Origin of the sequence: Anabaena catenula FACHB-362, assembly GCF_014698735.1 — a bacterium.
Taxonomy (GTDB): Bacteria; Cyanobacteriota; Cyanobacteriia; order Cyanobacteriales; family Nostocaceae; genus Anabaena; species Anabaena variabilis_A.
Genome location: NZ_JACJTQ010000072.1, coordinates 1 through 17967, shown reverse-complemented (window position 1 = coordinate 17967; position 17967 = coordinate 1). Strand labels below are relative to the sequence as shown.

The following is a 17967-nucleotide window of genomic DNA, read 5'->3' as shown; positions in this document are numbered from 1 at the left end:
GGCATCTCTAACGCTTATTTTAGCGTACCAGCCAGCTACCTTTGCATTGGGGCATCTCACTTTTAAAAGCAGTGGCAGTAACACTTTAGCTATTTCCGGAGATGTCTAATTAGAAAATGGTCGCTACGAGTTAAAGCAACCCGATGAAAATGGTCTGCATTGGATTGATGCAATGGGCTTATTTTTGGGAACTTGGAGAGGAGTAAAAGAAGGCAGAACAGGATATTGGTTAAGATGGTGGGATGAAGCAGGTAATTTGTTACCTTGGTCTGTAGAACAGATTGAACAGGAACGCCAAAGGGCTGAACAAGAACGTCAAGAGAAAGAACGGCTAATCGCTTATTTAAAATCTCAGGGTATAGATCCTGATAATTTACCCACAGCAACGACTTAGCATAGACGTAGGGGTTCAGCAATGCTAAACCTTGCTGTCGCTAACCCACCAACATCATCAACAACCAATTAACTAAACAAGAAATTAGCACCAAACAAGTTGACATTCACATTAGCACCAGTAAAGCCAGATGCAGCAGATAAAGTGACTAATAACTGTCCTGTACCAAAACCAGAATTACCACCAATACCATCACCAATTCGTACTTGTGTATTTGCACCCGATGTAATCACATCAAGATTAGCAATACCTGTAAACTGGATTTGATCACCACCGACACCACGCACAAACTGAGTAATGGTATCCGCACCATCATTCAAAGCATAATTGACGATATCCACAGCACCATCGTTTAAACCCAAATTGAGTTTATCGTTACCAAGACCACCAATCAAAATATCTGCACCTGCACCACCTGTGAGAGTATCATTACCTACACCACCGATGAGAGTATTAGCTGCTGCATTACCTGTAAGGACATTATTGAGGTCGTTACCTGTACCATGAATGGCAGATGTTCCTTGTAAAGTCAGATTTTCTAGGTTATTTCCTAATGTGTAACTGACAGTGCTGAAAACCGCATCAGTTCCTTCATCAGCCTTTTCCGTAATGGTATCCCCTACATCATCGACATAGTAGGAATCATTACCAGCACCACCAATCATGGTATCTACACCTGCTTTACCATTGAGAGTATCATTACCTGCACTACCAGTTAAAGTATTAGCTGCTGCATTACCTGTAAGGACATTATTGAGGTCGTTACCTGTACCATGAATGGCAGATGTTCCTTGTAAAGTCAGATTTTCTAGGTTATTTCCTAATGTGTAACTGACAGTGCTGAAAACCGCATCAGTTCCTTCATCAGCATTTTCCGTAATGGTATCCCCTACATCATCAACATAGTAGGAATCATTACCAGCACCACCAATCATGGTATCTACACCTGCTTTACCATTGAGGGTATCATTACCTGCACCACCAGTTAAAGTATTAGCTGCTGCATTACCAGTGATGCGGTTATTGAGGTCGTTACCTGTACCATGAATCGCAGATGTTCCTTGTAAAGTCAGATTTTCTAGGTTATTTCCTAATGTGTAACTAACAGTGCTGAAAACCGCATCAGTTCCTTCATCAGCATTTTCCGTAATGGTATCCCCTACATCATCAACATAGTATGAATCATTACCAGTTCCACCAATCATGGTATCTGCACCAGCACCACCTGTGAGGGTATCATTACCTGCACTACCGATTAATACATCTATACCTGTTCCCCCGTTCAGGTAGTCATTACCATCACCACCACTTAAATTATCATCTCCTGCACCTGCTTGAATCCAATCATTAGCAGCAGTACCTAAAAAGCTGACTGTACCAGCAAATTTACTTAAATCAAAGCGTTCAAATCCGATGATGATTGTACCAGGAATATTTAATTGATTAGTAGTATTATTGAGATCTATAGAAATAGTATCGGTAGCAGTCCCGCCAGTAATTTTTAGGGTATCTGTACCTTGACCGCCTTGAAGTGTACCATTTTGTTGCAAGTTAGCAAAAGTTTTAGTGATGTTATAAGGATTAAACTCACTTACATCAATAATCTTCAAGCCATTTTCACCGTCCGCGACATAAGCGTACTTGCCTACTACTTGTACACTTAATGCTCCATTAGTAGAATAATTACCTTGGAGGATCGGTGTTTCTGGGTTGCTGATGTTGATGATTTTCAGCCCTCCTCCATCAGCAACATAAGCGTACTTGCCTACTACTTGTAAACTCGAAATATCGCCATTAATACCATCATAATTACCTTGGAGAATGGGTGTTGTAGGGTTGCTAATGTCAATAATTTGCAGTCCTGAAACACTACTCAGTATATTACGGTAGGTTATATAAGCGTGGCTCCCTACTACTTCTATACTTTGAACTCTAGCATTGTTAGAATAACTACTTATAAAGTTGGGATTATTGGGATTGCTGATGTCGATGATTTCTAGTCCTGCACCAGAATTAGCTGCATAAGCGTAGTTGCCCACTACTTCTATGTCGTAAGTATAAATACTACCATAAGATCCTACATTGAATGGGGTAGTGGGATTGCTGATGTCGATTATTTGCATTCCATAAAACCCGCCGACATAAGCGTAGTTGCCTACTATTTCGACATTCTGCGCGCTATCATACGCATTATAGCTACTCTTGAGAATGGGGGTAGTAGGATTGCTAATGTCGATGATTTGCAGTTGTGAACCATCGGACACATAAGCATATTTGCCTACTACTTGCACATCCCCTGCATAGCCACTGGTATCATAATTGCCTGTGAGGATGGGAGTAGCAGGATTGCTAATGTCAATGATTTGCAGCCCTGAAGTAGAATCGGCTACATAAGCATAGTTGCCTACTACTTGTACATTTCTAGCCAAGCCACTAGTATCATAACTTCCCACCAATGTGGGTGTAAATACTCCCTGATAGGTGTTGAGGGTGTCTGCACGAAAAACAAGCGATGTCCGATTCTTTTCAGGAATATTAACTTCTAACTCCCAATTTCCCCCTAAAGCAGCATTTCCCGTTTTTGTTGCTGATGCGCTAATGGTTGCGTTAGTAATCTCATGTAACTTGCTAATAAATTCTTCACCTGCATCCCCCGCAGCGACATTACAACCATAGAGTAAAATGCTCTTGCTTTGCCAACGCTGCAATAAACCAGCATATTTATTGATGTTCTCTAAATTCAGTTGCGTATTGCCTAAATACAAACATCCCGGAGAACCGTGGGAAACGATGTGAATGGTGGTAATTTGGGGCTGTTGTTGTAAAAATTTGGTAATTTCCACAATCCCGTCTCGTTTTGGGGAAAGGATAACGGCTTCTACTCCCTCAACAACTCCTGTCTGTAGGGTTTGGTAGTCGGAAACGGAGGAATCAATAAAGACAATTGTGGTGGTTTGATTGACTAAAGAATTTTTTAACATATTTTTGTCTTTTTAGTTGATAAAGAAGTGTAGTTTCCTATTAACCCAAGTTGTCAGTTATAAAAAAATGATAGATGTTGAAAAAAATCACACATGGTCCGCAGGCAGTTGAAATAAAGCTGTTGTCATAATCTCTGCATCACTTACAGCGGTTCTCGGTTGAATGCAATATAATCAAGGACGGGGAAACCCCGCCCCTACAGGCTTGGGGATAAAAAACTGTATCTCATAACAGCAGAAAGCGCTGTATCTCTCGACGACTGTCTTCCTGATGTCCAATTCCTTTTAACAGGTCATCGATTAGGCTCTAAATAGTGATTATTTTATCTAACATTTTTCCCTTCTACTGTCTACTGAAGGTGACTTTATTTCTCTAAGTACCCTTTTGCCATCTTCCCTAGGTTGTAATTAGCAACTTCCTTAGTTTAATAACTCACAACTTGGGTTATTACCTTGGGTGATTACATTGACTCGTGTCAACCCCAGATATAGCAGGAGTCAGGAGTAAAACCCTCTTGTAGTGAGAGTTTCATTATCAATTGATGTCCTAACCACCCTGTCCACGGCTATACGGAAATAATGATCAGCTTAAAATACATTAATACGCCCATCGTCAAGAATGTTGAGAGAGCGATCGCCTGGAAACCGATTACTAGGGCGCAGTTCTAAGCGCAGAGTACCGAAATTAGGTTTAGAAACAACAGCTTGTAAAGACCTGCCCGTATCATCCCAAAAGAGCAGAGAAATATTGGGTTCTGTGGCACTTTGCTGATTTAAGCGATATTCCTTTCCTGGTTCTAGAGTCATTCGTTGCATTTCTGGAAATCTATCCAATTTCAAGACTCTAGGTGTGCGATTTACCACTTCTACACGAATATACTGACCGGGTTTAAACTGAAGTGGGCGCGGTCCACAATTAGAGGCACAAGTCCCAGCTAGAGTGACATGAGATTTATTACTTGGTGTCAACAGCAAAACTGTAGCAATCAAGGTTGCGGTTATTAACTTAGTCATGGTCTTAAAAATTACAAAATTATCTTAAAAAATTGTCACGCCAGCCATCAGTAATTAAACTGAATTCCTAGATTAATAGTACCCATAATGGTGTTCTTGTATATCATCCTTTTCCGAGGATCTGCCCAAACTTGTTCAGCAGACAAACACATTCAACTAAATTCAGTTATAATTATTAACTGCGGTATTCGCTCTCAGTCTTGACGCTACTGCCCATACAGCCCTTCAAACCATCCGTCCGCCTAAGACTAGCGCCGCCCTTGGCGACAGGCCGATGTTAATTCTGGAGTTCTATGTCTTTTTCTACTCTCGGCTTGTCCAAGGAAATTATCCGTGCAGTCACAGAGCGGGGGTACACCAAACCCACGCCAATTCAAATACAGGCGATACCTGCCGTCTTGTCAGGCGGTGATCTGTTAGCTGGCGCTCAAACCGGTACGGGAAAGACCGCAAGCTTCACCCTACCGCTGCTGCATCTGTTGTCCTCCGACCAAAACAATAAAAGCACTTCTACTGGATATTCACCAATTCGGGCGCTGATTCTCACTCCTACTCGTGAACTTGCCGCACAGGTAGAAGAAAGCGTGAAAGACTATGGCAAGTACCTGAAACTGAACTCAATGGCCATGTTCGGCGGAGTTAGTATTAATCCCCAAAAACAGCGGTTAAGGGGGCGCGTAGATATTTTAGTTGCTACCCCAGGGCGACTGCTAGATCATGTGCATCAAAGAACTGTGAACCTATCAAACATTGAAGTTTTGATACTGGATGAAGCAGATCGGATGTTAGACATGGGCTTTATTAATGATATCCGCCGTATTCTCTCGCTACTGCCCAAACAGCGACAGAATTTGTTGTTTTTCGCCACTTTCTCCGACAAAATCAAGACCCTAGCGGCAGGGCTACTCAATCACCCAACAATGATAGAGGTGGCACGCCGTAACGTCACCGCTGACACGATTGCACAGAAAGCGTATCAGGTAGATCGTGACAGAAAACGCCAATTACTTGCTCACCTGATTCGCCAAGATAATTGGTATCAAGTATTAGTATTTACCCGCACTAAATATGGTGCTGACCGTCTAGTAAAGCAGTTAGGCGAAGACCGCATCCAAGCACTGGCAATCCACGGTAACAAGAGCCAAGGGGCGCGTACTCACGCTTTAGCAAAGTTTAAAAATGGTAGTTTACAGGTACTTGTAGCCACAGACATTGCGGCGCGGGGTCTTGACATCAGTGAACTGCCCCATGTAGTCAATTTCGACTTACCCAATGTCCCAGAAGATTATGTCCATCGTATTGGTCGCACAGGCCGCGCTGGTGCCAATGGTGAAGCGGTATCCCTGGTGTGCGTCGATGAATACCAGTTGTTAGCAGATATTGAAAAGCTGATTGAACAACGTTTGCCATTACAAGTAGTTGCGGGTTTTGGAATCAACCCCAATACCAAAGCTGAACCAATCCCCAATGGAAGACAAAACAAACAGAAACCCAGAAGAAGCAAAGGAACAGCGCGCTCTTCTAAAACTCAGTCACCCAGAAAAATGCGAGTAGTGGATTAAGTTGACATATCTCGTTCTCAGTCTCCGACTGGGAATGCAATCACAGAGGCTCTGACTCTACTTTTAAGCTGTTGCGCTTTTAAATCATGCTATGCAAATTATAGGCTTTTCAGTTTACTAAGAGTAATCCAAGAAATAAATGATCCAAAATGCTGGGATACTGGAGAAATAATCAGTGTCCCATCTCGACCATGTTTCCCGAATCTCTTATCCAACTCACCGACAGCCTGAAATCCCTTGGTTACTTTGGTTGAGCGAGTTTACCATACAGGAGTTAAACTAACCGAATCAGTGATGGCGGAAGTTGAAAAACAAATTCAACATTTACCAAACTTGAAGAAATGGTTTGTTGAAATATTTGTTAGCTCTGCTTGATTTCTGGATCATTTATTTCTTGTAACACTCTAAAGGCAGAGCCTTCTAGAATTCATTCCCATACAGAGTATGGGAACGAGAATTAAATAGAAAATCGGTATATTATTAATTTAATGCTTTTTTTTCTGTTTCCAAGTGCCACCATAAACATAAAATGGGTTATTTTCACTAATAACAGGCCAACATTGAAGGCAAACAAAAAGCCATTCTCCCCCATTTTGGTATTTAACCCTATACAAAATCGGTGCAGTTTGCCCACACCGATTGCATAACTTAACTCTATTTTTGGACACCATTTTCCTTAAGCCACTGCGGAAGCTTGAGGTTTGGCAAAAATCATCCTCCCTGCTGAGGTTTGTAAGGCACTGGTGACGACTACCCGCAATTCACCACCTACATAACTACTACCTTCCTCAACCACTACCATTGTGCCATCATCTAGGTAGCCAATTCCTTGGCTGGGTTCTTTACCTTCTTTGAGAATTTTCAAATCTAGGTTATCACCGGGTAAATAAGATGGACGAACCGCATTCACCAAATCATTGACATTCAAAACTGGGACTTTCTGTACACTGGCAACTTTCGATAAGTTGTAGTCATTAGTTAACAGAGTGCCGTTGATTTCTTGGGCGAATTTTACCAATTTGGCATCAACTGTGGCAATATCTTCGTAGTCAGCAGGATTGATTAAAATCCTTTCTGGGTAAGCTTCTCTAATGCGGTTGAGAATTTCTAGTCCCCGTCTTCCTCGCACCCGCTTTTGGTCTTTGCTGGCATCAGCGACTTGTTGCAGTTCTTGCAAGACAAACTGCGGTACAAGAATTACCCCCTCCAGAAATCCGGTTTCTAGTAGGGTTTCAATGCGACCATCGATAATGCAACTCGTGTCTAAAACTTTGGTGTTGGCAGGTTTGAGAGTTCCTTCTACTACCAATGTTTCTACGGTGTTAGGATTAATTAACCGTAATAAACCCCGCCCATGAGTATCTGCCAAATTCATGCCAGTGACGGAGAGTATTATACTACCGACTACTGCCACCAGGGGTTTGATAAATCCAAAATCAGCGGGAATGGGTAGTAAAAATAGCGGGGCTAACATTAAGTTGGCTAGTAATAGCCCAATTACTAAGCCAATGGCACGAGTTAAGATGACTTCTAGGGGCATTTCTCGGACTTGTGTTTCTAAGCGACGGTATGTCGTCTGGAAACTCAAACCGATAGCACCACCGATAATAGCGGCAAAGACGGCAACGACTAAGCGTAAGGCTTCTAGATTTGTTACGCCGTCGAGGGTTCCTGGGGGAAGTAGGTCGGTACTGTAGTAACCTATTCCCGCAGCTGCCAGAATAAATGAGAGAATGATAATGACATCAAGCATAATTGTGCTGTTTTCCTACAATTGTAGTTACCCGATAGAGTAAGTATTTTTTATTTCCTCGGTCATAATGATTAAGAAATATGGACTTACCCTAGGTGTTCAGGCACGGAAGATATGCAAACATTATAACTAAAGAGTTTTCGCTGCATAATTATTCTTATTTTTGTTGTAAAAACATAAAAAGTTGTAAACAAACTACTCATTTTCATAATTTGTAATTGTCCATTAAATTAATATAATTCTTGATCAAAATGAGTCAAAAAGAAATTGTTTCTGGAATTCCCACTGCTGCTTATGTACATATTCCCTTTTGTCGGCGACGGTGTTTTTATTGTGACTTCCCGGTGTCTGTGGTGGGCGATCACTTGCGGGGTGAAACATCTGGTACGATTTACCAATATGTTGAGGCACTTTGTCAGGAAATCAACATGGCACCAGCCTTTAGTCAACCCCTAGAAACAATTTTTTTTGGTGGTGGTACTCCTTCACTGCTGTCAGTTGAGCAGTTACAACGGATAATAGAAGCTCTAGCGGGACGCTTAGGAATTGCGGCTAGGGTAGAGATTTCTATGGAAATGGACCCCGGTACATTTGATTTAGCACATATCGCAGGTTATCGCAGTGCAGGTGTGAACCGGGTAAGTTTGGGTGTACAAGCTTTTCAAGAAGAATTGTTAAAACTTGCTGGGCGATCGCACTCAATTACAGATATTCTTGCAGCTATAGACTTAATCCACCAAGTCGAGATACCCGAATTTAGCTTAGACCTAATTTCCGGGTTGCCACATCAGTCTTTAGGACAATGGCAAGATTCCCTCACTAAAGCGGTAGAAATTGCCCCAACTCATATTTCTATATATGACTTAACAATCGAACCAGGAACAGCTTTTGGTCGTTATTTCCAAGCTGGTGACAATCCTCTGCCGACGGATGAAACCACAGTTAAAATGTACCATAAGGCGCAGCAAGTTTTAACTGGTGCAGGTTATGAGCATTATGAAATTTCCAATTATGCTCAAAAAGGACATCAATGCCAACATAATCGCGTTTATTGGCAAAATCGCTCTTATTATGGCTTTGGTATGGGTGCGGCCAGTTATGTGCAAGGAAAACGCTTCACCCGTCCCCGGAAAACGAAGGAATATTACGAATGGTTGCAAAATGGCGCAGTGATTGCTGGTGAAGTTACTCCACCAGAGGAAGAATTGTTAGAAACTTTAATGTTGGGGTTACGTTTAGCAGAAGGTTTAAATTTGGTGACGTTGACAGAGAAGTTTGGGAAAGAAAAAGTGGATGAAATTCATCAATGTTTGCGACCTTATTTTGCTCAAGGTTGGGTGAAAGTTGTAGGGGGAAACTTGCGTTTAACAGATCCCAATGGATTTTTATTTTCTAACGTGGTATTAGCAAAGTTGTTTGAAAAGTTGGGGGATGATATAGGGGAATTTCCAGTGTAAGATTACCTATCTTATTCCTTCCTTTTTACTTCTTCCTTCTTTCTTCCAGTGGCGTTGCTGATTAAGAGTATAATTTTGTTTTGCCTACGGCACGCTGTGCGAACACGCAGAGGCGCAGAGAGTAAGAGTTTGAAATCATTGATTTTTCAATTTCATACTTCAGTTCAGCAATGCAAAATCACTTAATTGAAGCTACAAATGAATCTCCGCGTCACCGCGTCACCGCGTCTCTCCATCTCGTCTGTCCATTTGTATCAACCTTAAAGTGAAACGGTATTGTCTGTAAGCTGCCTAAAAAATAAAATCCAAAAATCTGTAATGGCTATAACCATAAATAAAATTTCATAAAAACTTAGTCTTTCTAATTCTTAAATTTTATTTAACCGGCATTAATTGAATCAAAAAATACCTTAATTTAAAGTTATAAATATTGATCAGCAGGTGAAATTCTACAAGCTTTATCAAAAGAAGAAGTTGATGATTCTGAAATCCTGTGAATCTTGTTAGCGTAAATCCTGTTTAGTCGGTACTTCTTCTGTTCCCCTGAATCATGCATGGTAAACAATAGAAAAAATACATAGCCAATGACTAACGTACTCTGGCTGCAAGGTGGTGCTTGTTCAGGTAACACCATGTCATTTCTTAATGCCGAAGAACCGACAGCTTGTGATTTAATTGCTGACTTTGGGATTAAAATACTTTGGCATCCTTCCTTGGGTTTAGAACTAGGTGACAACTTACAAACACTGTTGTGGGAATGCGTTTTAGGTAAAACTCCTGTAGATATTTTGGTATTTGAAGGTAGCGTAGTTAACGCCCCCAATGGTACAGGAGAATGGAACCGATTTGCAGACCGTCCCATGAAAGATTGGTTAAACGATTTAGCCAAAGTTGCAAAATTTATTGTAGCTGTGGGAGACTGTGCAACTTGGGGAGGAATTCCCGCCATGTCACCCAACCCCAGCGACTCGAAAGGATTGCAATTTCTCAAACGGGAAGAAGGTGGTTTTTTAGGGAAAGATTTCGTCAGCAAAGCTGGATTACCTGTAATTAATATTCCCGGTTGTCCCGCACACCCCGACTGGATAACGCAGATATTAGTAGCGATCGCAACTAATCGCATTTCTGATATAGTTCTCGATGAACTGCACCGTCCCCAAACCTTCTTCAACACCTTTACCCAAACAGGTTGTACCCGTAACATTCACTTTGCTTACAAAGCCACAACCGCCGAATTTGGTCAACGTAAAGGCTGCTTATTCTACGACTTAGGTTGTCGTGGCCCCATGACTCATTCCTCCTGTAACCGCATTCTCTGGAACCGCGTCTCCTCTAAAACCCGCGCGGGAATGCCATGTTTAGGTTGCACAGAACCCGAATTTCCATTTTTTGACCTCAAACCAGGAACAGTCTTTAAAACTCAAACCGTCTTGGGAGTTCCCAAAGAATTACCTCCCGGAGTCAACATGAAAGATTACGCAGTCCTCACCGTTGTTGCTAAAGACGCAGCCCCAAAATGGGCAGACGAAGACTTTTTTACAGTTTAGTAGGGGCGAAGCATTCAGGCGATAAATTATCGTTTTTTCCAAAGGTTATTTTCTGAATGCTTCGCCCGTACATTGGTCATTGGTAGAAAAAAATTCCCTGTTCCCTGTTCTCTATTCCCTGTTCCCTATCATTATGCCAATTCAAACATTAGATATTTCACCCGTTGGTAGAGTTGAGGGTGATTTAGATGTGCGCGTCGAAATTGACAATGGATATGTGACCAACGCCTGGACTCATGCCGAACTTTTTCGCGGATTTGAAATAATTTTACGCGGAAAAGACCCCCAAGCTGGCTTAATTGTCACTCCGCGAATTTGTGGAATTTGTGGCGGTTCTCACCTCAGTTCCGCATCTTGGGCGTTGGATACAGCTTGGGGAAACGAAGTTCCCAGAAATGCAATTTTGGCCAGAAACTTAGGTCAAATTGTCGAAACAATGCAAAGCATACCTCGCTATTTTTATGGCTTGTTTGCTATTGACTTAACTAATAAAAATTACCGCCGTAGTCACTTTTATGATGAAGCTTGCCGGCGCTTTGCTGCTTTCACAGGGAAATCCTATGAAATCGGGATTACAATTTCTGGAAAACCTGTAGAAATTTACGCTTTATTAGGTGGACAATGGCCGCACAGCAGTTATATGGTGCCTGGTGGTGTGATGTGCGCCCCCACTCTGACTGATATTACCCGCGCCTGGGCAATTCTTGAATATTTCCGCACCAATTGGTTAGAACCAGTTTGGTTAGGATGTTCTTTAGAAAGATATGAAGAAATTCAATCCTATGAAGACTTCATTAGATGGTTAAATCAAGATGTTAAACATCGAGAATCTGACTTAGGTTTATATTGGCGCATGGGTTTAGATATCGGTTTAGATCGATATGGTGCGGGTGTGGGTAAATATGTCACTTGGGGTTATATTCCCCATGAGGATAAATATAATAAACCCACCATTGAAGGACGTAACGCCGCTGTAATTATGAAAAACGGTGTTTACGATAGCTTCACTGATACTCATACCTTGATTAATCAGTCTTTTATTCGGGAGAATACAACACATTCTTGGTATGATGAGGGAACAGAAGATATTCATCCAAGCGATCGCACAACTACACCAATTAATAACAACCAAAAAGACTTTAATGGTGCATATTCTTGGTCAAGTGCAGTCCTCCACCAAGACTTAGGACGTTTAGAAGCAGGTCCCCTAGCCCGTCAATTAGTTGCCGGTGGAAATCATGGCGAATCTTGGCAACATTACGACCCATTTATCCTCGATGTCTTCAAAAAAATGGGCGGTGCAAATGTTCATGTTCGCCAATTAGCAAGAGTTCACGAACTGGTCAAACTATATCGTCAAGCTGAACGCTGTTTAAAGGAGTTCAAATTAAACGATCCCTGGTATATTAAACCCAAAGAAAAAGACGGTAAAGGTTGGGGTGCAACCGAAGCTGCTAGAGGTGCATTATGTCACTGGGTAGAAATCGAAAAAGGCAAAATTAAGAATTACCAAGTTATCGCCCCTGGTACTTGGAATATTGGACCCCGTGACGGTACAGAACAACGGGGACCGATTGAACAAGCATTAGTAGGAACACCGATTCAAGACCCTACAGACCCCGTAGAAGTTGGTCATGTAGCCCGTTCTTTTGATTCTTGTTTGGTGTGTACTGTTCATGCCCATGATGCGAAAACTGGGGAAGAATTGGCTCGTTTTAGAACAGCTTAATTTTTGTCTCACGCAAAGGCGCAAAGAAGGAGATTTATTTTCTATCTTTGTGTCTTTTTTTTAGCATTTATGTGTATATCTTATAATTGTTGTTTGCAGTACAAAAGTTCCCAAAACTGTGGGTTAGTCTGGATTTTAATGAATAATTGGTAATTCCTAATTATTATATTATGAATTATCAATTTTCAATGACAAATTTACTAAAATTGGTAACTAATTGTGTCTAATTTAGAACTACATCAATATCTTCCTAAGCTTCCTGAAGTCGCACTGCAAGAATTTATAGAATGGTGTATGTTGGAGCAGTCAAAAGCCGCAGGATTGGAATTTAAACCTGATCAAAGTAAGTTAAATAATTTAGCACCAGCGGATTATTCTAAGCAATTAGTTGACCAATTTATGAAGGTAAAACCTGACCCAATTAGAGCCGGTTTGGTGGCTGTAATTGCTGGGAAACAAGCTGATAAACACGAATTATCCGGTTTGGCTGCTGTAGTTGATTTTGTTTCTCTTTATGTTAAGTATTTAATTCCTAAAGATGGTAGTAATCCAGAAGAAGCAGATGCAATTTTGGCTAAAGCATCACAACATCAGTATGAGCAACTTGTGGAAATTGCTAAAAAACATGGTGTGAGTTTATAGATTTGTAGGGTGGGCAATGCCCACTCATAAAAACGCAGAAGTTAAACCGATTTTCAGGTAAGTGAATTATAAACTTTTGTCAGAATCAGGATTTACAGGATTTAAGGATTTTCAGGATGTTTATTTTTAATATTAAAAATGGGAATTTATGTACTTAACATAATCCTGATTCAGACAATAGTAAATGCTGACACACTTGGTTAGTGTAAATGTTGGGTTTCCTTGCGTCAACCCAACCTACTTTACTTTTTACTAACCCAAAATTACTTGAAGTTTAGGGCTTGAAATGCCTCTTGGTAATCCTTTATAATAGTTCTGTCAGGTGATTCAACAGAGATGTGTTAGATAGTTCCAGTATTACATAGTCACATTTAAGTTAAGTCATAGATTTAGCTAGTAATAACCGAACATAGTGTACGTGAATATCCGTGGACGTTCAGATACTTCTGGTGAGTTAATAAAATAGTTAGAGTCAATGAACTAGTCGAATAACCAGTTTGAGTTATCATAAAGAGAAAGGAGGTATATTATGATTTACCTATCTGCCACGGAAGCAAAACAAAATTTTACAGAATTTTTAGATAAAGCCCAAAAAGAACCAATAACTATTCAGCGTCAGGATCAAGATTCAGTTGTAGTGCTGTCTGTTTTAGAGTATCAAAGATTGACTAAATTGCTAAAAAATGAGTTTCAGGAATTTTGTGATCAAGTTGGTAAAAATGCCGAAGTAAAAGGTATGACAGAAGAAAAGCTCAAAGAAATTCTTGACAGTGATGATTGAGCAAAGAATTGTCATTGACACTAATTGTTTTGTGAGTCGGTTACTAACTCTCAACTCTATCACTTCTCAAGCAGTTCGTTATGCTTTTGATTTCCATCACATTCTTGTTTCTTCGGACACACTTACAGAACTAGAAATGTTTCTCTCCAGGAAAAAATTTGATAATTATGTCAGTTTGGAAGAGCGGCAAAAGTTTATTTTATATCTAAAAAATCTTGCTGAGATAATTGATGTTGTCAATCATGTGCAAGTTGGTCGAGATACAAAAGACGATAAATTTATCTCACTTGCTATTGCTGGTAATGCCAATTTGATTATTACCGGAGATGAAGATTTATTGGTGATTAAATGCTATCAAAGTATTCCTATTTTATCACCAAAGGATTTTTTAGCCCAAGCGGATAAAAGTTAAACAATAACCTACTCATTTCTTCCTCTCTCTGTGTCTCTGCGCCTCTGCGTGAGCCTTATTCCTCCACATCAAACCACACAGGAGAAACATCATCAACCTGCCCATTATAATTAATAGTAATTTCCTGACCTTTCCTAATATCTTTATGAGCAACAATATCAATTACATTTTTAGCAAAATTCTTAATATAAACAGCATTGGGATGATAAGAATGATTAAAAAGAGAAGCAAAACCTAAACCTATCGCTCCGCTTTCTCCATGCCAACCAAAATAATAATTCAATAACACCGTTTTAGTAATTAACTTAACTTGCTGTTTAGGAATAACAATCACAGCGGATCTTTCAATTAAATCACCTTTAGCAAAATCTTCCTGGGCAAATATACCCCTACCTTTAGTTTCTGTATCACGAAATACTAGCATATGGCAATTCTATCTGATGGGTGAGAATGATTTTTTACAAATCACTACAGATAGACGCAGAGAAAATAAAGACAAATTTTTGTCATTGACTTACGGCTGCTATAGCTACTATAAAGTCAACGATTAAAGATGTAATCAAAATTTCCGTAAATATTAACTTTTCGTGCGAAGTTGATAATATTCATGTTATTATAAATATCCCATGCTAACTATCATTGGTTGTGGCAATCTCAATCGGAATGACGATGCTGTAGGCGTAATTATTGCCCAACGTTTACAGCAATATCTCGCCCAAAATCTTCACCCCAACATCCGCGTTTTCGATTGTGGAACTGCGGGAATAGAAGTGATGTTTCAAGCGAGAGGAAGTGAAAAATTAATTATTCTTGATGCCAGTTGCACAGGTTCAGAACCAGGTGCTATATTTAAAGTCCCAGGGAAAGAACTAGAAGCACTGCCCGAACCTAGTTACAACTTACATGATTTTCGTTGGGATCATGCCTTAGCCGCAGGGAGAAAAATCTTTCAAGATGATTTTCCTTCATTGGTAATAGTCTATTTAATTGAAGCGGCTAACCTGGATTTGGGGTGGGAATTAAGTCCTGTTGTGCAACATTCTGCCGATTTAGTTTTTGCCGAACTAATCAAAATTATCCAACAGAATGTTATGGCTTAATTAACTAATCCAAAATCCAAAATCACATTAAACCCAATCACGGTAAACTGGCAATTCATCCACTCTCATTTCAAAGGGTACAGTTTGAGTATCGGGAGGACAAACGCGAATTTTGGCACTGCTAACAATACCAGAGAGGACATTTGCCATTGCGACAATTTGCTGCAAAATTTGCCAATTAGTAAATTGATCAGGACATTCAATTACTAAAGTCAAAGCACTAGCATGAGTTGTCGCATACCAACGACAATGGGACAACAGGTTTTGAACAATGCGATCGCATCCTTCATAAAAGTATCTACTAATCGAATACTCTAATTGTTGCCGCAGGATAATATCGGCTGATGTTGGCTGCATAGGGTGCTTATCATCAGCATCGAATTCTGATTCTCTTCTCGCCATTTCCTTGGGTTTTCCTATTTTATTTGCCAATTGCCATCACATAAAGTAAGTCCTTATTGGTTCCTAGAAATTCTTGGGCTTCATCATCATAGAAAGCACCAATTCCACTACAATCTATTCCCCAATAATTGCTAAATAAATACACTCTCTGTCCGATAAATCCGGCTAATTGCATAGCGGTTTGATAACTCAAATAATCGGACACAAAAAACAAAGTTACAGCACAATCTCTAGCTATAGCTTGATTAATGCACAAGTAACCTGTTTTTTCGCTAAAGTTACCAGCTTTAATGAGATGTGTACCTTTATATAACCCTGGTGAAATCCCTTCAACATGATGCACCACTGAGTAAATTTCTATTTCCTCAAAATTCTCACTTGGTATTGGTTGTTGAACGGCTTGCAAAATTTGCCAATAGACCTCTTGGGAAATAGAATGCTTATGAAAACGTCGAATAGAACGCCTATTCCAAACGTTCTCAAAAAACCGTTTCCGGTCAAAATTAAATTGAGGATTTGCGAGATTTTGCTGGTGACTAGGTTGTAAAGACGTTGCTTGATAGGCATCTTCAACAAATTGATTAACTTGAAAATAGTCAGTACCACAAACAAAAGGAATTTGTAGCCTTAAGCGTCTGACTGGTTTTTCTTGTACTTCTCCCGATATCACACAACTAGTAATAAACTCCTTATTCTCAAATCCCAAATCTGCATTGAGATTAAGTTTATCAAAATCCAAGATTAGTTGTATGTTTTTTTCGTGAAGATATGCTGAAGCAGCGATAGCACCCAAATGGTGTCCGCTATCCAACAAACAATATCTAAAACTCCTGTCTTGATATTTCCAGCTAGACCTATGATAAACACAACTAACTAAAAAAATGAATCCGTTGATACGTTTATTAGGTATAACATAATTCTCGATTCCATCATCAATTAATTCATAAATTAAGGTTAGACAATTATTCTCAACTTCTATATGGTAGATACCATCTATAATTCCCTCAACACCACGAATCTGGACATAAACTTCCGTCGGATATAAAGCCCCCGCCGAAGGATTTACTCGTAATTGATAGGGTTCATCCTTATATATTTTCTCAAAGGTAATCGCACTGGTTAACCAGAGAAAATCATGAATAGGGTTATTGCGATTTAATTGCAACCGCCGATAAAAGCGGGGATAAACTTTAAAAGTCGTGGGTTGGGTGGAAGCATCAACATAATTTGGGTTAAGCTGTACCGATAAGCAAGAATGCTTAGTTTGATCGTGATAGGAGTTTCCATAAATTTTACTGTGAGGCATTTTTCAGTAACCTTAAAACTTCTCTATTACTGGCAAAGTCAATTGCTTTATAATCATCCAAATTTTGTAAATTCATGTTAGGATTGTGTTGTAATAGCAATCTCACTACTTCTGTGTTTCCAGCCGATGCACCATACATCAGGACAGTTGCCCCATTATCGTTTTGATTGTTAATATCAATATTGGCATCTAGCAGCAAATTCATTAAATCATAGTGATTGCCAAAACAAGCAAACCACAAAGCATTATTGAGATCATTGTTCCTGGCATTGATATCCGCACCCCCATCGATTAATTCCTTGACAACGGAATAGATTCCTTCTCTAGTAGCTTTCATTAAAGCAGTATCACCATTTTTACCCCGCTGATTTAGATCTTCAGCGTTGTAACCTGCTGCTAATAGCCATTGGTTAGTTTCTGTACTCAATTTTGGCTGATTTGTTTGACTCATAATTATTACTGTTGAAGACAACTCAAAATATAATAGTGAGGAATACTCACCATATCTAAAAACACTATTTCAATTTTCATGAACTATTAGTAGCTGACGAACAATTTATAATTTATATATAGGAACCCTAAATGATTTCTGATAGCTTGCGTGGCGTAGCCATTAGCTTGCGTGGCGTAGCCATTAGCTTGCGTGGCGTAGCCATTAGCTTGCGTGGCGTAGCCATAAAATATCCGAGTATTGTAGGGTGGGCAATGCCCACCAAAACCCGCATATTGTGGGCAATGCCCACCCTACGTATATGTTCAAAAATCAAATAGTAACCCTATCCCTCTTCTGTCACTTTCCGAAATAAACAAACAGTAAATATAGTAAATTATGCAGAGGAATAAAAGGGTTTGAAGCCATTCATAGCACTAATAAGTTGGTTAAATCC

General features: G+C 40.0%; 16 protein-coding genes and 2 pseudogenes. 11 read left to right on the top strand and 7 right to left on the bottom strand.

The features are described 5' to 3' along the window. Positions 1 to 109: 109 nt before the first annotated feature. A pseudogene (locus H6G68_RS25470) lies at positions 110 to 394 on the top strand (hypothetical protein); the annotation flags it as partial. 68 nt (positions 395 to 462) lie between these two features. On the opposite strand, the gene H6G68_RS25465 reads toward H6G68_RS25470, so the two are convergent. Both H6G68_RS25465 and H6G68_RS25460 read right to left on the bottom strand, forming a co-directional pair. Beyond that, positions 463 to 3375: a DUF4347 domain-containing protein gene (locus H6G68_RS25465; protein ID WP_190909144.1), complete on the bottom strand. Its 2913-nt coding sequence runs from the start codon at positions 3373 to 3375 to the stop codon at positions 463 to 465. Between the two features lie 588 nt (positions 3376 to 3963). Continuing rightward, complete coding sequence (locus H6G68_RS25460) at positions 3964 to 4389, bottom strand: hypothetical protein (protein ID WP_190909143.1); 426 nt, start codon at positions 4387 to 4389, stop codon at positions 3964 to 3966. A 293-nt stretch (positions 4390 to 4682) separates the two neighbouring features. Between H6G68_RS25460 and H6G68_RS25455 the strand changes: the two genes are divergently transcribed. Both H6G68_RS25455 and H6G68_RS27950 read left to right on the top strand, forming a co-directional pair. Then, complete coding sequence (locus H6G68_RS25455; protein ID WP_190909142.1) at positions 4683 to 5951, top strand: DEAD/DEAH box helicase; 1269 nt, start codon at positions 4683 to 4685, stop codon at positions 5949 to 5951. Positions 5952 to 6182: 231 nt separating this feature from the next. Continuing rightward, positions 6183 to 6326: pseudogene (locus H6G68_RS27950) on the top strand (ISAzo13 family transposase); the annotation flags it as partial. Positions 6327 to 6627: 301 nt separating this feature from the next. Here the strand turns inward: H6G68_RS27950 and H6G68_RS25450 are convergent. Continuing rightward, positions 6628 to 7704, bottom strand: coding sequence for a PIN/TRAM domain-containing protein (locus H6G68_RS25450; RefSeq protein WP_190909141.1), 1077 nt, complete (start codon positions 7702 to 7704; stop codon positions 6628 to 6630). Positions 7705 to 7955: 251 nt separating this feature from the next. Here H6G68_RS25450 and hemW point away from each other — a divergent pair, with 251 nt between their 5' ends. From hemW to H6G68_RS25420, 6 genes are all read left to right on the top strand, one after another. Further along, the gene (gene hemW, locus H6G68_RS25445) at positions 7956 to 9161 is read left to right on the top strand and encodes a radical SAM family heme chaperone HemW (RefSeq protein ID WP_190909140.1); all 1206 of its coding nucleotides are present in this window, start codon (positions 7956 to 7958) and stop codon (positions 9159 to 9161) included. Between the two features lie 584 nt (positions 9162 to 9745). After that, a complete protein-coding gene (locus H6G68_RS25440; RefSeq protein ID WP_190909139.1) occupies positions 9746 to 10708 on the top strand; it encodes a hydrogenase small subunit in 963 nt (320 codons plus the stop codon). A gap of 133 nt (positions 10709 to 10841) precedes the next feature. After that, positions 10842 to 12437 carry a nickel-dependent hydrogenase large subunit gene (locus H6G68_RS25435; protein ID WP_190909138.1) on the top strand — a complete coding sequence of 532 codons (1596 nt, stop codon included), beginning with the start codon at positions 10842 to 10844 and terminating at the stop codon, positions 12435 to 12437. A gap of 219 nt (positions 12438 to 12656) precedes the next feature. Further along, on the top strand, positions 12657 to 13079 hold the full coding sequence (locus tag H6G68_RS25430; RefSeq protein WP_190909137.1) for a hypothetical protein: 423 nt from the start codon (positions 12657 to 12659) through the stop codon (positions 13077 to 13079). A 529-nt stretch (positions 13080 to 13608) separates the two neighbouring features. Continuing rightward, positions 13609 to 13860: a type II toxin-antitoxin system Phd/YefM family antitoxin gene (locus H6G68_RS25425; protein WP_190716279.1), complete on the top strand. Its 252-nt coding sequence runs from the start codon at positions 13609 to 13611 to the stop codon at positions 13858 to 13860. After that, positions 13853 to 14272 (top strand): putative toxin-antitoxin system toxin component, PIN family, encoded by a 420-nt coding sequence (locus tag H6G68_RS25420; RefSeq protein WP_190909136.1) that lies wholly within the window; start codon positions 13853 to 13855, stop codon positions 14270 to 14272. Before H6G68_RS25425 ends, H6G68_RS25420 begins: the two co-directional genes overlap by 8 nt. Before the next feature lie 55 nt (positions 14273 to 14327). On the opposite strand, the gene H6G68_RS25415 is transcribed toward H6G68_RS25420, so the two are convergent. Further along, positions 14328 to 14696 (bottom strand): SET domain-containing protein, encoded by a 369-nt coding sequence (locus H6G68_RS25415; protein WP_190909135.1) that lies wholly within the window; start codon positions 14694 to 14696, stop codon positions 14328 to 14330. A 202-nt stretch (positions 14697 to 14898) separates the two neighbouring features. Here H6G68_RS25415 and H6G68_RS25410 point away from each other — a divergent pair, with 202 nt between their 5' ends. Further along, entirely contained in the window at positions 14899 to 15372 is a 474-nt protein-coding gene (locus tag H6G68_RS25410) for a hydrogenase maturation protease (protein WP_190909134.1), read from the top strand. A gap of 27 nt (positions 15373 to 15399) precedes the next feature. Here the strand turns inward: H6G68_RS25410 and H6G68_RS25405 are convergent, their stop codons facing one another. The 3 genes from H6G68_RS25405 to H6G68_RS25395 are packed head-to-tail and all read right to left on the bottom strand — an operon-like array spanning position 15400 to position 17531. Continuing rightward, positions 15400 to 15774 (bottom strand): hypothetical protein, encoded by a 375-nt coding sequence (locus H6G68_RS25405; RefSeq protein ID WP_127053962.1) that lies wholly within the window; start codon positions 15772 to 15774, stop codon positions 15400 to 15402. A gap of 19 nt (positions 15775 to 15793) precedes the next feature. Continuing rightward, positions 15794 to 17080 carry a SagB/ThcOx family dehydrogenase gene (locus H6G68_RS25400; RefSeq protein ID WP_190909133.1) on the bottom strand — a complete coding sequence of 429 codons (1287 nt, stop codon included), beginning with the start codon at positions 17078 to 17080 and terminating at the stop codon, positions 15794 to 15796. Beyond that, on the bottom strand, positions 17067 to 17531 hold the full coding sequence (locus tag H6G68_RS25395; RefSeq protein WP_190909132.1) for an ankyrin repeat domain-containing protein: 465 nt from the start codon (positions 17529 to 17531) through the stop codon (positions 17067 to 17069). The genes H6G68_RS25400 and H6G68_RS25395 overlap by 14 nt, the downstream gene beginning before the upstream one ends. Positions 17532 to 17662: 131 nt before the next feature. Between H6G68_RS25395 and H6G68_RS25390 the strand changes: the two genes are divergently transcribed. Then, positions 17663 to 17851, top strand: a complete 189-nt coding sequence (locus tag H6G68_RS25390) for a hypothetical protein (protein ID WP_190909131.1) — start codon at positions 17663 to 17665, stop codon at positions 17849 to 17851. Positions 17852 to 17967 lie beyond the last annotated feature (116 nt).

Coding starts and splice junctions, on each gene's coding strand:
- H6G68_RS25465 (WP_190909144.1), bottom strand. CDS start 3,375: ATGTTAAAAAATTCTTTAGTCAATCAAACCACCACAATTGTCTTTATT.
- H6G68_RS25460 (WP_190909143.1), bottom strand. CDS start 4,389: ATGACTAAGTTAATAACCGCAACCTTGATTGCTACAGTTTTGCTGTTG.
- H6G68_RS25455 (WP_190909142.1), top strand. CDS start 4,683: ATGTCTTTTTCTACTCTCGGCTTGTCCAAGGAAATTATCCGTGCAGTC.
- H6G68_RS25450 (WP_190909141.1), bottom strand. CDS start 7,704: ATGCTTGATGTCATTATCATTCTCTCATTTATTCTGGCAGCTGCGGGA.
- hemW (WP_190909140.1), top strand. CDS start 7,956: ATGAGTCAAAAAGAAATTGTTTCTGGAATTCCCACTGCTGCTTATGTA.
- H6G68_RS25440 (WP_190909139.1), top strand. CDS start 9,746: ATGACTAACGTACTCTGGCTGCAAGGTGGTGCTTGTTCAGGTAACACC.
- H6G68_RS25435 (WP_190909138.1), top strand. CDS start 10,842: ATGCCAATTCAAACATTAGATATTTCACCCGTTGGTAGAGTTGAGGGT.
- H6G68_RS25425 (WP_190716279.1), top strand. CDS start 13,609: ATGATTTACCTATCTGCCACGGAAGCAAAACAAAATTTTACAGAATTT.
- H6G68_RS25420 (WP_190909136.1), top strand. CDS start 13,853: ATGATTGAGCAAAGAATTGTCATTGACACTAATTGTTTTGTGAGTCGG.
- H6G68_RS25415 (WP_190909135.1), bottom strand. CDS start 14,696: ATGCTAGTATTTCGTGATACAGAAACTAAAGGTAGGGGTATATTTGCC.
- H6G68_RS25410 (WP_190909134.1), top strand. CDS start 14,899: ATGCTAACTATCATTGGTTGTGGCAATCTCAATCGGAATGACGATGCT.
- H6G68_RS25405 (WP_127053962.1), bottom strand. CDS start 15,774: ATGGCGAGAAGAGAATCAGAATTCGATGCTGATGATAAGCACCCTATG.
- H6G68_RS25400 (WP_190909133.1), bottom strand. CDS start 17,080: ATGCCTCACAGTAAAATTTATGGAAACTCCTATCACGATCAAACTAAG.
- H6G68_RS25395 (WP_190909132.1), bottom strand. CDS start 17,531: ATGAGTCAAACAAATCAGCCAAAATTGAGTACAGAAACTAACCAATGG.
- H6G68_RS25390 (WP_190909131.1), top strand. CDS start 17,663: ATGATTTCTGATAGCTTGCGTGGCGTAGCCATTAGCTTGCGTGGCGTA.